Below are 12,801 nucleotides of genomic sequence, written 5' to 3' on the forward strand. Positions count from 1 at the left end.
TGATCAAAGCGCACAGCGTGACCCGCATGAAGCCGTCTCTGATCCTACGATTCAGAGGGAAGCCCCATGAAAGTCGCTGCAGTGGTTTCAACCAAAGACGGCAGGGTTGGCGTAGCGAACGTCATGATTCAGCCCCTGGCGGATGACCGAAATACGCCTTGTAGGCGTGGTTGAAGTTGGCAGGGTTGGCGTACCCCAGGCGGTGGGCAATCTGCGCCACGTGCCATTTGCGCTGGCGCAGCAGGGTGCGCGCCAGTTCCAGGCGCTGCTGGCGCACGTAATCGAGCATCGATTGGCCGTACACCCGGCTGAAGGCACGTCTGAGGGTGGTCTCACCCACGCCCAGTTCCCGTGCCAGCGCCAGCGTGCCGGGTGGTTTCATCAGGTTTGCGTCGAGCTTGAAGCGTGCTTCATGTGCCAGGTCCGAATGGCTGCGCAACGGGGCCGTGGGCTTGGCCGGTTGTGGCGCCAGGTGCGTGGCCAGCTCGACCAGCACGGCCAGGCTCAGGCTTTCCTGGTTCAGCCGTTCCAACGCCCCCTGGTAGGGCGAGTGATAAAGGCGCTCGAACAAACGCCCGACGGCGCGACAGCCGTGCAGTTCTGAAAAGTGCATGCCATCGTCGAGCAGCCTGGCCAGCGATTGTAGTGACGGGTCTTCTTCGGCCAATTGGCGTAGGTAGTCGCCGCCGATGCGCAGCCCGGCCATGCGCGCACGGCTGCCGGCAGGCATCTGGTCCATGGCTTCCATGCTTTCGCTCAAGCCCAGCACATGGGGCGCACCGGGGGTGTATTCATTTAGCCGACCGTCTACCCGATGCTGCCATTGCCCACCCAGTACCTGCACGATGCACACGCTGTCGGGCAGCACCTTGTGGATGCGTAACGGTTCGGGGAACTGCAGATCGCAGTCGAAATACTGCAGGTGCGGCCGCACCGTCTGCGCACGGTAATGGCCGATCGCGCTGCCCATGACCTGCTGCGCGCTGTCATCGAATACACCGGCCTGGTCCAGGGCCTCTGGGTGATCGAAGCAGAAGTGGGTGTCCAGATAGGGGTTGCGGCGGTCCATTGGCAAAAGCGTCCGTCAGAGCGGTTGGGCAGCGTTGCATGATATCGACATCGGGCAGGCCGATCAGTTGTTGTGAGCCACGGCCTTATTATTGTGCGCCACGGCCGCACCGCTTGGCAGGCGTCGGCGCGTTGATTTCAATGGTCGGCTTTGAACTGTCGAGGAAGCCGTAAATGTTGATATATCGCAAGTGGGCAGCGCTGCTGGGCCTGGTTCTGGCCGTGATCGCGGGGATCGCCCAGGCTGACAACCGCCCGGAAGTCGCGGAAAAAGTGTTGGCCTATGCCGGCGAAGGCGGCGTGAAAGTCTGGACCCTGCGCATCGGCGCGCGCAGTGACAATCAGGCGCTGGTGCAGGTAGAGGGCGTGGACCACGACTGGAACATGAAGATCCAGAAAATGGCCGTGGAAAAGACCGGCAAGGACACCCGCTATTCCACCACCGTGGACGGCCAGAAGTTCGTCGTGCTGGTGCTGCGTCAAGGCTGGGGCGAGCTGTACTTGCCCGGCGACGCTCAAGCGTTGAACGTTGGCTATGACGAGTTCCTGTCCAGCCAAGGCAATGCGCAGGCATTCCTGACCGATTATTTGCAGGCCAACTGAGCAGTGGGTCGATTCGCACGGTGGTCGTGGGCGCTGACGATACTGGTACTGCCGCTGGCCCTGATGGGGTGGGCCAGTCTGCAGAGCTGGCGCGCCGATGAAGTGCTGCGGGAGGCGCAAAGTGTCAACGGCGACTACGCCTGGCTGCGTGTGCGTCAGGCCCTGGCGGGGTTGGCGTACTGGCTGGCCATCGCCGCGTTGGTGGCCGGGCTCTCAACATGGCTCAAGATGCGGCTGGACGCATGGCGCGCGCGGCAATCCAAGGATTTTCTTTACGGCCGTCTGTTCCTCTGCTGGCGTGCTCTGGGCCACTGGTTGGTGGCCTACACCGGGCTGCTGGTCTGCGCGCTGGCGCTGTGCCTGCTGTATGAACTGAGCTGGGGCTGGAGCCACTTCAAGGCCGGCGGCTGGTTCATGCTGTTGGTGGCGGTGCCAGTGATTACAGTGCTCTGGACAGGCTGCCGGTTGATTGAGCGGTTGCGCCGGCAATGGCACGCCTTGGACCGGCCTTCCTCGGCGTTTCTGGGCCAAACCCTGGGGCGCGACAAGGCACCGGCTTTATGGGCGTGGGTTGAGCAACTGGCCAATACGGCCGGCGCGCCGGTGCCCGACCATATCGTGGTGGGCATCGACCAGGCGTTTTTCGTCACCAGCGTCGATGTCGCGCTGCAACCCGCCGGTGACGTGCTCAGCGGGCGCACCCTTTACTTGCCGCTGACCTACCTCTCGAGCCTGAGCCAGGCCGAAGCGGCGTCGATCATCGGCCATGAGCTGGGCCATTTCAGCAGTCGCGACACCGAACGGGGCAGCGAGATCGGGGCGCATTTCAGCCTGATGTGCCTGCACTTTTCGTATATCAGCGCTGGGGATGCCGACCCGGCGTGGGTCGAGCGCCCGGCAATCTGGATGACGCAGCGTTTCCTGCACCACTTTCAACTGGCGGTGCACCACTGGGGCCGCGCCCAGGAATTGGTCGCAGATAGGGTGGGCGGCAACATCGGCGGTGAGCGCTTATTCTGCCAGGCACTGTTACGCGTTATCGCGCTCGACGGGGAGATCCACACGCTGCTCACCGAGCGCCACCCGAACCTGATCCAGGCCCTGACCGACCACCTGCTTCATACACCGCTGCGCTTGGACAAGGCAGCGCTGGACCATGTCATCGCGCACCCGTTCGATACGCACCCGCCGACAGCACTGCGCATGCAGCAACTGGGCGTGCGACTGGATGACGACCTGCTGGCCCAGGCCACTCGCGTGCCTACCGAGCACGACCGCTACTGGTTCAGCCAACTCACCCATGCATCGTCCTCCGATGTCGGGCTGCCTGTATCACCGCCTATATCAATCGTTCAAGGAGAATGACCCATGACCCAACCCTCCGATCCGCTGTCGGATCTCGCCAGCACACTCAGTCAGGAATATGCCGACTCCCGCGAAGCTCAGCGCGAGCGTGCGATCGCCGAACTCGAGCAGGTCATCCATCGCGTGCCCGAGCAGACCGCATTCACCAATTCGCGCCGTTACAAGGTGCGCGGTCCGCTGTTTTTGCTGATTGCCCTGGGCTTGCTGGGCTTCGGGCTGCACCGAGGTTACAACGGCTTGGCCGTGTGTGCCGCGGTGATGGCCGTGGTGTTCGTACTGCTCACTTGGCAGCACCGCAACGCCGGGCAACATGCCTTTATGCGCCTGACCCGCCGCCAGTTGTTTGTGGACACCTTGAGTGCGCCGGTCGATCTCGTCGAAATTGCCGACGTCAGCGTCAGTGAGGAAGGCTGGCTGACGGTGCAGAAACTGATTTTGCGACCCGGTGCGCCCCTGCCTGTGCATCGCGCCACGCGACAGCTGTTCGGCAACCAGGCGCTGGCCCTGAACAAACCCCAGCCGCAGATCCTGATTCAATCCGCCGGCCTGATGCATGAGGGCCATGCCCTGGATGACGACCAGATCGCAGACATCCTCAACGCCTATTGCCAAGCCGCCCAGGCCCAACAACATCTTGATGCGCTGCGCCAGGGCACGCAGCGCGATTCCTGAGCGGTTGTACGGTAGAGCCGGTTCAGGGTTGTTGAAATTGCCTCGCTGCATTGACATCCAGATCCGCAAATCAACCTGTTGAGCATTCAGTTTATGACCGTGATCGCGCCAGTTGCGATGGCCGCGATCAACATCACCAGCACGGTGCCGAAGGTCCATTTCAGCGAGACCCGCTGGTTATCGCCATAGTCAATGTCCAGCAGCCCGCACAGTAGGTAAGTGGAGGCAACCAGCGGGCTGAGCAGGTGCACTGGCTGGCCGATCAACGAGGCGATGGCCATTTCGTGGGGGCCGATGCCGTAGTGGGCAGCGGTTTCGGCGAGGATGGGCAGCACTCCAAAATAGAACGCGTCGTTGGTCAGGACGTAGGTGAACGGCATGCTGAGCAGCGCGGTGATGACTGACATGCCGTGGCCAGCCTGCTCTGGCAGGATGGCGATCAGGTTATCGGAGATAGCCTTGATCATCCCGGTGCCGCCCATGATGCCGACGAAGATGCCCGCCGCAAAAATCAGCAGGGTCACGGCCAGCACGTTGTCGGCGTGCCGACCGATGACTTCCTTCTGCTGTTTGAGCGTCGGGTAGTTGATCAGGCAACCCAGGCCGAAGGCGACCATGAACAGGATCGGCAGCGGCATCAGGCTGAGCATCATCGAGCTGATGAGGGCGACCGTCAGGACCACATTGAACAGAAATTTCGGGTCGCTCAGGCGAACGTGTGCGTAGCCTTCGAGCACCTTGTCTTCGCTGACGCTGACAATACCCAAACGGCGGTATTCCATTCGACCTAGCCACCAGGCGGCAAAAATCACCCATACACCGCCAGCAATCATGATGGGAACCATCTGTAAAAACAGTTCGGTGATGTCGACATGCATGGCACTGGCCGCTCGCGAAAACGGCCCGGCCCACGGCAGGATGTTCATCACCCCGATGGCCAGCAGTAGCACGGTGGCCATGACCTGCAAACGAATGCCGGTCAGACGATACAGCGGCAAAAAAGCTGCTGTGGCGATGATGTACGTGGTTGCGCCGTCGCCGTCCAGGCCGACGCACAACCCCAGCACGGCGGTGCCGACAACGATCTTGCGCGGGTCGCCCTTGACCAGCCGCAACAGCACCTTGATCAGCGGGTTGAACAGACCGGCGTCGGTCATCATGCAGAAATACAGGATCGCGAAGGTCAACATGATGCCGGTGGGGGCGAGCATCTTCACGCCGTCGTACATCATGCCGCCCAGTTGCGTGGCGAAACCGCCGAGGCAACCGAAGAGGATCGGCACCAGCAGCAGCGCCACCAGCGGTGAAAGGCGCTTGCTCATGATCAGGTACATGAAGCAGACGATCATGGCGTAGCTCAGAAAGATCAACATGGGCATCCCTTTTATTGGTTTTGTAGGGGGCGAGCGCGGGACGGCTCGCGTTCTTCGGGCCGAACGAAGCCGGTGCAGCAGGCGCACAGGATTCAGCGTGTTGCGGGTTTAGTGGTGCGAGAACATCGGCTGGCCGCTATGGGGCAGGTCGGCGACCAGGATGGAACCGGTAGAAGAGTCGGTGATGAACAATTGCCGATTGCCCTCGCCACCGAACGCCAGGTTGGTCAGGGTGCGGCCTTGGGTGCACGAGCGGATGCGGTACAGCGGCACGGCGTGAGGGTCGAACACCCAGACGCAGCCGTTACCGGCATCGCACACATACAGATTGCCTTCGCTGTCCAGCGCCATGCCGTCGGCGCCACTGACGCCCCCGGCCATGGCGGTGAAAATGCCCGCCTTGCTGGTGCCGCCGTCGCGTTGGATCGGCAGGCGCCAGACAGCGTTGCCCCGGGTCATCGCCACGAAGAGCGCGTTCTGCGCGAGGTCCATGACAAGGCCATTGGGGCTCGGGCCGTTGTCGATCAGACGCGTGAGGGTCTGCTTTTCCAGATCATAGGCGTAGACGCGACCGGTCGGGTCCTGCTGGCCGGTCTGGCCCTGATCGGTGAAGTACAGCTTGCCGCCGGCATCGAAGAATAGGTCGTTGACACCCTTGAAGCCTTCGCTGCGACTGTGAGTGAGGAACGGCGTCACCCCGCCGGTGTGCGGAGCGAGCGTCAGGATCCCTTGCTTGTAATCGGCGATGAAAATCCGCCCGTCGCGGTGGATTTTCAAACCGTTGGGCCAGCCATCGTACTCGGCGATCAACGTCCAGTGGCCTTGAGGGTCGATGCGCAGGATGCGGCCGTAGGGAATGTCGGTGACGTACAGGTTGCCGTCCCGGTCGAAGGACGGCCCTTCGAGAAAGCTTTTGACCTTCTGCCCTGGTTTGTTGGCGCGTACCCAGTCGGAGTCGCCGTCTTTCCAGAATTCTTCGGGCAGCGTGGTGAACACGCGGGTCGACAAATCGCGAGGCGGGGCATACAGGCTCACAGGATCAGCTCCTACGGGGGCGAACGGAAAGCACCGATCTTGCTGGTGACGAGACCTTTTCGCCTTATTGTTTTTGTTCTATCTGACAGAACGTTGTGTTTGCAGATAGAACAAGGTTCGGCTTTATTTTTTCAGCTGTCAACCCACCGGGATTGTCTGTTTTTCATTTCGCCATTCATCACCAGGCACTCCCAACGCTCTCGGGAGCGCCCTGGCGCATCGCTCGGGATGAGAGGCGTTGACAGTGGGATTTTGTCGGCTCATGATTATTTCAGAACAGTGTTCTGTCAGATAGAACTATTGCATTCCACCACCCGGAGACCCGGCGATGAACTCTAATAACAACCTGGACATCCTGATCAGCGAGGTCGGCCCCCGTGATGGCCTGCAAAGCATTAGCGCGACCATGCCCACTGCGCTCAAGCTTCAATGGCTGACGGCCCTGGCCGACGCTGGCTTGAAGGAGATCGAGGTCGGCTCGTTCGTGTCCCCCAGACTGCTGCCGCAAATGGCCGATGCCGCCGAGTTGGTGGCGCACATGCGTCAGCGTTCGGACGTGTTCGTTACCGCGCTGGTGCCGAACCTCAAGGGCGCCGAGGCAGCGTTCAACGCGGGCGTACAAAAGATCACCCTGCCCATTTCCGTCAGCGAGCCCCATTCACTGGCCAACATCCGCAAGACCCATCAACAGGTCTACGACGAAGTGCGTACGGTGATGGCCCTGCGCAACGAGCGCTTCCCGCACGTCGAGGTCGAGGCCGGGCTGTCGACGGTGTTCGGTTGCACGATTCAGGGCGAGGTGCCCGAGGACGATGTACTTCGCATGGCCCTGACCATGGTCGAGCTGGGCGTCGATGAAGTCGGGCTCGCCGACACTGTGGGGTACGCCAATCCGGCGCAGGTGCGTCGCGTGTTCACCCGTCTGCGCAACGAGATCGGCAGCAAGGCCGGCAGCGCGCATTTTCACAATACCCGTGGGCAGGGCCTGGCCAATGTGGTCGCGGCGCTGGATGTTGGCGTCACCACCATCGATGCCTCTCAGGGCGGTATCGGCGGTTGCCCGTATGCGCCGGGGGCGTCGGGCAATATCGTGACCGAGGATCTGGTCTACCTGCTCGAGTCCATGGGCCTGCGCACCGGCGTGGACATCGACAAGCTGGTGGCCGCTCGCGCCTGGCTGAAACAGGGCCTGCCGGGAGAGCCGCTGTATGGCTTCATCCCTGACGCAGGCGTCGGCAAGAATTTCCATTACGCCGGAGGTGCGCGATGAGCCTGCTCAATCGGAACCTTCAGGCGCTGCCGCTGGCAGGCGTGCGTGTGGTCGAGTTCGTGCACATGGTCATGGGCCCGACCTGTGGGCTGGTGCTGGCGGACCTCGGCGCTGAAGTGATCAAGGTCGAGCCGACGCCCGAGGGTGACAACACGCGTCGCCTGACCGGCTCCGGCGCTGGCTACTGGATGACCTACAACCGCAACAAGAAAAGCTTCGCGGTCGACATCAAGACCGAGGAAGGCATGGCCGCGGTGCGCAAGCTGATCGAAAGCGCCGATGTGGTCACCGAGAACTTTCGTCCCGGCGCCATGGACAAGCTCGGCCTGGGCTACGAGCAGGTCAAGGCGATCAAGCCGGACATCATCTACAGCTCGATGAAAGGCTTTCTGCCGGGGCCGTATGAACATCGCACTGCGCTGGACGAGGTGGTGCAGATGATGACGGGCCTGGCCTACATGACGGGTCCCGAAGGCCGCCCGCTACGCGCCGGTGCCTCGGTCAATGACGTAATGGGCGGCATGTTCAGCGCCATCTCGATTCTGGCGGCGCTGTGGCAACGCAAAAACACCGGGGAAGGGCAGTTCGTGCAGACCGGGCTGTTCGAGAACTCAGCGTTTCTGGTGGGGCAACACATGATGCAGATGGCAACCACTGGCAAGCCTGCCGCGCCGATGCCCAGTCGTTTGTCAGCCTGGGCGATCTACGACGTGTTCAATACCCTGGGCGATGAGCAGGTGTTCATGGGCGTGGTGAGCGACAGCCAGTGGGTCAATTTCTGCCAGGGTTTTGGCTTTACAGAGCTGGGGCGCGACCCTGGACTGGCGAAAAACACCCAGCGCGTGCAGGCCCGGGCGAGGATTCTGCCGCAGGTCCGCGAGCGTCTGGCGCAAATGAGCAAGCAGGAGGTCATGGACCTGTGCGAGCAGACGGGCCTGCCGTTTTCGCCGATCCAGCGGCCGCAGGACCTGTTCGACGACCGGCACCTGAACGAGTCGGGTGGGCTGGCCCATCTGACGCTGGAGAATGGCGACGCGGTCAAGGTGCCAATGCTGCCGTTCGAGATGAATGGTCGTCGCTTCAATACCCGCCTCAATGTGCCGCAAATGGGCAGTCACTCTGCCGAGCTGCTCGAAGAAATGGGCTACGCGTCGGGTGACATCGAAGCGTTGCGCGGGCGTGGCATCGTTCGCTGATACCGCTGGAAGGGATTCCTGATTCCTGTAGCTGACGGACATTCCCGCCGTCAGCCTTATAAAAATAAATGCTGAGGAAACCCGTCATGGCCATCGTCACGACACCCCCGCACAGCAGCGATATCAGCAGCGTGCGCTCCCTGGATGCCGAACAGACCCGCGTCCTGCACAAGGCCGCCTGGCGCTTGATCCCCTTGCTCGCGCTGGCGTATTTCTTCAATTACCTGGACCGCACCAGCGTCGGCTACGCCGCGTTGCAGATGACCGAGCAGTTGGGCCTGACCGCCACGCAGTTCGGCCTTGGCGCGGGCATCATGTTCTTCGGCTACTGCCTGTGCGAAGTGCCGAGCAATCTGGCGATGTACCGTTTCGGCGCCCGCCTGTGGATGGCGCGGATCATGATCACTTGGGGCCTGGCCGCTGCCGCCACCGCGATGATCGTCGGGCCGTACAGCTTCTATATTGTGCGCTTGATCCTTGGCATCGCTGAAGCCGGCTTCTTTCCCGGCGTGATTTTCTTCCTTACCCTGTGGTTCCCCGCGCAATACCGCACGCGGGTGTTGGCCTGGTTTACCGTGGCCACGCCGATCTCGTTTCTGGTGGGTGGGCCGCTGTCGATCTGGCTGTTGCAGATGCACGGTTTGCTCGGGCTTGCGGGTTGGCAATGGATGTTTCTCATCGAAGGGGTGCCAGCGTGCATCCTCGGTTTGATTACCTTGAAGGTGCTGACCAACCACCCGGCCGAGGCCAAATGGCTGACCGCCGAAGAACGCCATGTGCTGACCGGCATGCTCGCCGAAGAGCAGAGCAAAGGTCAGCACAGCCATGGCTTCAAGGCCGCACTCAAAGACCCACGCGTGTGGATTCTCAGCTCGATCACCTTCAGCTTCACCCTGGGCTCCTACGGCATCGGTATCTGGTTGCCGCAGATGCTCAAGGCCCATGGTGTCGAAGTCAGCATGATCGGCTGGGTTGCGGCCATTCCGTACTTCTTTGCCACTGTAGCGCTACTGATCTGGGCCAAACATGTGGACCGTACGGGCAAAGGCATTTTCAACCTGACCGTGGCCATGCTGCTGGCAGGCTTTGCGTTAATCCTGGCGCTGCGAATGGACGCGCTGGTTCCGGCACTGGCAGGGATTACTTTAGCGCTGATCGGCACAATCGCTGGCAAGACGATTTTCTACACTTTGCCGGGCAAGTTCCTGCGCGGGCAAGCCGCAGCGGGTGGAATCGCACTGATCAATTCCATTGGCGCGTTTGGCGGGTTTGTCGGGCCTTACCTGATGGGCTTTTTGAAGGACTACACCGGGTCGTTCACCGCAGGTCTTATGGTCATGGGCTGCATCATGTTCGTTGCCGCAGCAATGGTCGTCTCGCTTCGCTTCTTCCTGCGCGAGTAGTGAGCAGCGGCTGCACTTTTTTCAGAAGGGATCGGGCGGCTCTGATATTGTCTTGCGGGTTGGCGGGGTGGTTTGCGAATCATCCGCCGCCTGCGAGCGACGAATCGACAATGAGTGTCTATGACTACCGAATCTGAAAAAAACCTTTCCGACCAGGCCGCCAATGCTGAAGGCGGCGTGGCTGCCGTCGACCGCGCATTTGCCATTTTGTCGGCCTTCAGCATCGAGCAGGACTGTCTGGCCCTGGCCGAAATCGCGCGGCGGACGGGGTTGTACAAAAGCACCATCCTGCGCCTGATCGCCTCGCTGGAAAAAGCCGGGTTCGTCCGTCGCCTCACCGATGGTCGTTACTCGGTCGGCCCTGAGCCTCTGCGTTTGTCGCAGCTGTACCAGAGCTCGTTCCGACTGCGTGACGTGATTCACCCCTTGCTGGAGTCGATCACTGAGGAAAGCGGTGAAACCTCTTCGTTCTACGTGCTGGAAAACGGCAGCCGCGTCGTGTTGTTTCGGGTCGAGCCCAAGCGTGCGGTGCGGGTTTCGGTGCTGGAAGGCGCGCGCTTTCCGTTGCAGGCCGGAGCGTCAGGCAAGATCCTTCGGGCCTTTTCCCGCGATGCGGAGCCTGCATTGACCGAGGTCCGCGAACGCTTCTGGGCCTGTTCCTTCGGCGAGCGGGACCCGGAAACTACCGCCGTATCAGTGCCGGTGTTTGCCATGGGCCATGAGTTGAAAGGGGCGCTGACCTTGTCCGGTCCGTCTGACCGTCTGCTCAAGGAACACATCGAACATGCGGCGTCGATCCTGTTGAGAAATGCAGCCATCGCCAGCAATGCGCTAGGCGGTAGTGACCGAGAGCTACGTGCAGCTCTGACACGTCTGGGCGAATCGATGGTCCGTCGTTAACCGGCGAGCGACCGCTTAGGGCCGATGTTGTGAGAGGCAGCAGTCGGCCCACCCAAGGCCGGCAATACCCATTCTCTTGGAGTCGGTAGTGGTACAAAGTTGTACATTTAATTGACGCCACTATATCGCCATCTTAAGATCGCCGCTCATTGATGGCACTACGCCATATAGAGGGATCTAGAAATGTGGCGTTTGGTACGCCGGACCAGGCTCGGCCTGCTGTCCGCTTGTTTTTGCCTGGGCTTCGCCGGGACGGTCCAAGGCGCGACCCCGCAGAGCACCCCGGGCGTCACTGATCTGATCCGTGATCGCCAGGATCGTCTGCTTCAAGAGCAACAACGCCGCCTCGACGAACTCAAGGACCTGCCCGGCAAAGCCGTCGCTCCTGCCAAACCGACAGCGCCTGCTGACACCCGCTGCTTCGCCATCAAGGCCATCGAACTCACTGGCGCCGATGCGTTGTCTGAAAGCGAGCGCCACGCGCTGGTCCAACCCTACATCGGGCAATGCCTGGGCGTACCGCAACTCAATGAGGTGCTCAAGGTCATCACCGACCACTACCTGGCCAAAGGACTGGTCACCAGCCGTGCCTACCTGCCGCAACAAGACCTCTCCAGCGGCGTGCTCAAGATCCAGGTAGTCGAAGGCAGGCTCGAAGGATTGAAGGGCGAGCAGGGCAGCGGCATCACCGACCGGCAACTCGCGATGAGTTTTCCAGGCAAAAAGGGTGAATTGCTCAACCTGCGTGAAATCGAGCAGATGGTGGATCAACTGAATCGTCTGCCCTCGAACCAGGCCCAGATGGAGTTGGCTCCTGGCAAAGAAGTAGGCGGCAGCGAAGTGCTGGTCAAAAACACCCCGCAGAAACCCTGGCGCGTCGGCCTGTCGCGTCACAACGGCGGCCAGCGCGCCACTGGCGAGCAGCAGTGGGGCGTCAGCCTGGATTGGGATAACCCTCTCGGCCTTGCCGACCAACTCTCCCTGCGCGGCGGCCACGATGCCGTCAGCGACCACCAGAAGACCTCGCGCAACTCGATGCTCAACTACAACCTGCCGTTTGGCTGGTGGAACCTCAATTACAGCTACAGCGAGACTGAATACCGCTCCCTGGCCCAGGCCAGCGGCTTCAACTTCAAGCAGTCCGGTGACAGCCAGAGCCACCAGTTGCGCTTGGAGCGGGTCGTCCACCGCGACGCCCTGAGCAAGACTTCTTTGAGCACCGGCGTGGCCTACCTGCGCACCAACAACTTCATCGAAGACAGCAAGCTCGCCCTGAGCAGCAACCGCCTCAGCGAAGCCCAGTTTGGCATCAACCACGGCCGGCGCATTGGCGGTTCATTCCTCAACATCGACCTGGGCATGCAGGACGGCATTGGCGCTTTCGACGCCCAGGCCAACCACAACCCACGGCCCGGCCAGGCCGATGCGCGCTACCGCAAATACACCGCGACAGTGAGCTACCTGTACCCGTTCAAGTTGTGGGGCGAGTCATTCAGCTTCAGTAGCCTGATGACCGGCCAACGCAGCGAAGACGTGCTGTTCAGCCCGCAACGCATGAGCCTGGGTGGGCAGTCCTCGATTCGCGGCTACAAGGATCAAAGCCTGTCCGGCGACAGCGGCGGCTACTGGCGCAACGACCTGCGCTGGAGCCGCCCGGTGACCTGGGCCTGGATGCAACCGGTGTTCAGCGAATACGGCACCAGCCTCGGCTACGACCAGGGCGTGATCCGCCACGGTCGCTACAACGCCGAACAGCATGGGCGCATGACCAGCAATTCCCTGGAACTGTTTGCACGCGGCAAGAACGTCGCGGCCACGGTGACCTTTGCACACTCTTTGGAACGACCGGGGCCGATCACTGAACGTGAAGCGCCGATCTACTTCCGTATGGATTTCTTCCTTTAATTTTTTACCGC

The 12,801-nt window shown here is 61.4% G+C and carries 11 protein-coding genes; 8 read left to right on the forward strand and 3 right to left on the reverse strand.

Going from position 1 to position 12,801, the window contains the following annotated elements; translation table 11 throughout:
* Positions 1-121: 121 nt before the first annotated feature.
* Positions 122-1,069 (reverse strand): helix-turn-helix transcriptional regulator, encoded by a 948-nt coding sequence (locus BM017_RS09685; RefSeq protein WP_092243278.1) that lies wholly within the window; start codon positions 1,067-1,069, stop codon positions 122-124.
* Between the two features lie 173 nt (positions 1,070-1,242).
* Between BM017_RS09685 and BM017_RS09690 the strand changes: the two genes are divergently transcribed.
* Genes BM017_RS09690 through BM017_RS09700 form a run of 3 tightly spaced genes read left to right on the forward strand, consistent with a single transcriptional unit; the run spans position 1,243 to position 3,708 of the window.
* A complete protein-coding gene (locus tag BM017_RS09690; protein ID WP_071492789.1) occupies positions 1,243-1,671 on the forward strand; it encodes a hypothetical protein in 429 nt (142 codons plus the stop codon).
* Positions 1,672-1,674: 3 nt separating this feature from the next.
* The gene (locus BM017_RS09695) at positions 1,675-3,036 is read left to right on the forward strand and encodes a M48 family metallopeptidase (protein WP_256575623.1); all 1,362 of its coding nucleotides are present in this window, start codon (positions 1,675-1,677) and stop codon (positions 3,034-3,036) included.
* A 3-nt stretch (positions 3,037-3,039) separates the two neighbouring features.
* Positions 3,040-3,708 (forward strand): hypothetical protein, encoded by a 669-nt coding sequence (locus tag BM017_RS09700; protein WP_256575624.1) that lies wholly within the window; start codon positions 3,040-3,042, stop codon positions 3,706-3,708.
* Positions 3,709-3,794: 86 nt separating this feature from the next.
* On the opposite strand, the gene BM017_RS09705 is transcribed toward BM017_RS09700, so the two are convergent.
* Both BM017_RS09705 and BM017_RS09710 read right to left on the reverse strand, forming a co-directional pair.
* Positions 3,795-5,081, reverse strand: coding sequence for a CitMHS family transporter (locus tag BM017_RS09705; protein ID WP_058424974.1), 1,287 nt, complete (start codon positions 5,079-5,081; stop codon positions 3,795-3,797).
* A 108-nt stretch (positions 5,082-5,189) separates the two neighbouring features.
* Positions 5,190-6,116, reverse strand: a complete 927-nt coding sequence (locus BM017_RS09710; protein ID WP_092243280.1) for an SMP-30/gluconolactonase/LRE family protein — start codon at positions 6,114-6,116, stop codon at positions 5,190-5,192.
* Positions 6,117-6,444: 328 nt separating this feature from the next.
* Between BM017_RS09710 and BM017_RS09715 the strand changes: the two genes are divergently transcribed.
* From BM017_RS09715 to BM017_RS09735, 5 genes are all read left to right on the forward strand, one after another.
* A complete protein-coding gene (locus BM017_RS09715; RefSeq protein WP_071492792.1) occupies positions 6,445-7,386 on the forward strand; it encodes a hydroxymethylglutaryl-CoA lyase in 942 nt (313 codons plus the stop codon).
* A complete protein-coding gene (locus BM017_RS09720; protein ID WP_071492793.1) occupies positions 7,383-8,582 on the forward strand; it encodes a CaiB/BaiF CoA transferase family protein in 1,200 nt (399 codons plus the stop codon). Before BM017_RS09715 ends, BM017_RS09720 begins: the two co-directional genes overlap by 4 nt.
* 86 nt (positions 8,583-8,668) lie before the next feature.
* Positions 8,669-9,985, forward strand: coding sequence for an MFS transporter (locus BM017_RS09725; protein WP_058424970.1), 1,317 nt, complete (start codon positions 8,669-8,671; stop codon positions 9,983-9,985).
* A gap of 120 nt (positions 9,986-10,105) precedes the next feature.
* Positions 10,106-10,885, forward strand: a complete 780-nt coding sequence (locus tag BM017_RS09730) for an IclR family transcriptional regulator (protein ID WP_071492795.1) — start codon at positions 10,106-10,108, stop codon at positions 10,883-10,885.
* Between the two features lie 183 nt (positions 10,886-11,068).
* Positions 11,069-12,790 carry a ShlB/FhaC/HecB family hemolysin secretion/activation protein gene (locus tag BM017_RS09735; RefSeq protein WP_092243285.1) on the forward strand — a complete coding sequence of 574 codons (1,722 nt, stop codon included), beginning with the start codon at positions 11,069-11,071 and terminating at the stop codon, positions 12,788-12,790.
* Positions 12,791-12,801 lie beyond the last annotated feature (11 nt).

This window comes from Pseudomonas sp. NFPP04, assembly GCF_900113815.1.
GTDB lineage: Bacteria > Pseudomonadota > Gammaproteobacteria > Pseudomonadales > Pseudomonadaceae > Aquipseudomonas > Aquipseudomonas extremorientalis.

Coding starts and splice junctions, on each gene's coding strand:
- BM017_RS09720 (WP_071492793.1), top strand. CDS start 7,383: ATGAGCCTGCTCAATCGGAACCTTCAGGCGCTGCCGCTGGCAGGCGTG.
- BM017_RS09685 (WP_092243278.1), bottom strand. CDS start 1,069: ATGGACCGCCGCAACCCCTATCTGGACACCCACTTCTGCTTCGATCAC.
- BM017_RS09705 (WP_058424974.1), bottom strand. CDS start 5,081: ATGTTGATCTTTCTGAGCTACGCCATGATCGTCTGCTTCATGTACCTG.
- BM017_RS09700 (WP_256575624.1), top strand. CDS start 3,040: ATGACCCAACCCTCCGATCCGCTGTCGGATCTCGCCAGCACACTCAGT.
- BM017_RS09690 (WP_071492789.1), top strand. CDS start 1,243: ATGTTGATATATCGCAAGTGGGCAGCGCTGCTGGGCCTGGTTCTGGCC.
- BM017_RS09715 (WP_071492792.1), top strand. CDS start 6,445: ATGAACTCTAATAACAACCTGGACATCCTGATCAGCGAGGTCGGCCCC.
- BM017_RS09725 (WP_058424970.1), top strand. CDS start 8,669: ATGGCCATCGTCACGACACCCCCGCACAGCAGCGATATCAGCAGCGTG.
- BM017_RS09730 (WP_071492795.1), top strand. CDS start 10,106: ATGACTACCGAATCTGAAAAAAACCTTTCCGACCAGGCCGCCAATGCT.
- BM017_RS09735 (WP_092243285.1), top strand. CDS start 11,069: ATGTGGCGTTTGGTACGCCGGACCAGGCTCGGCCTGCTGTCCGCTTGT.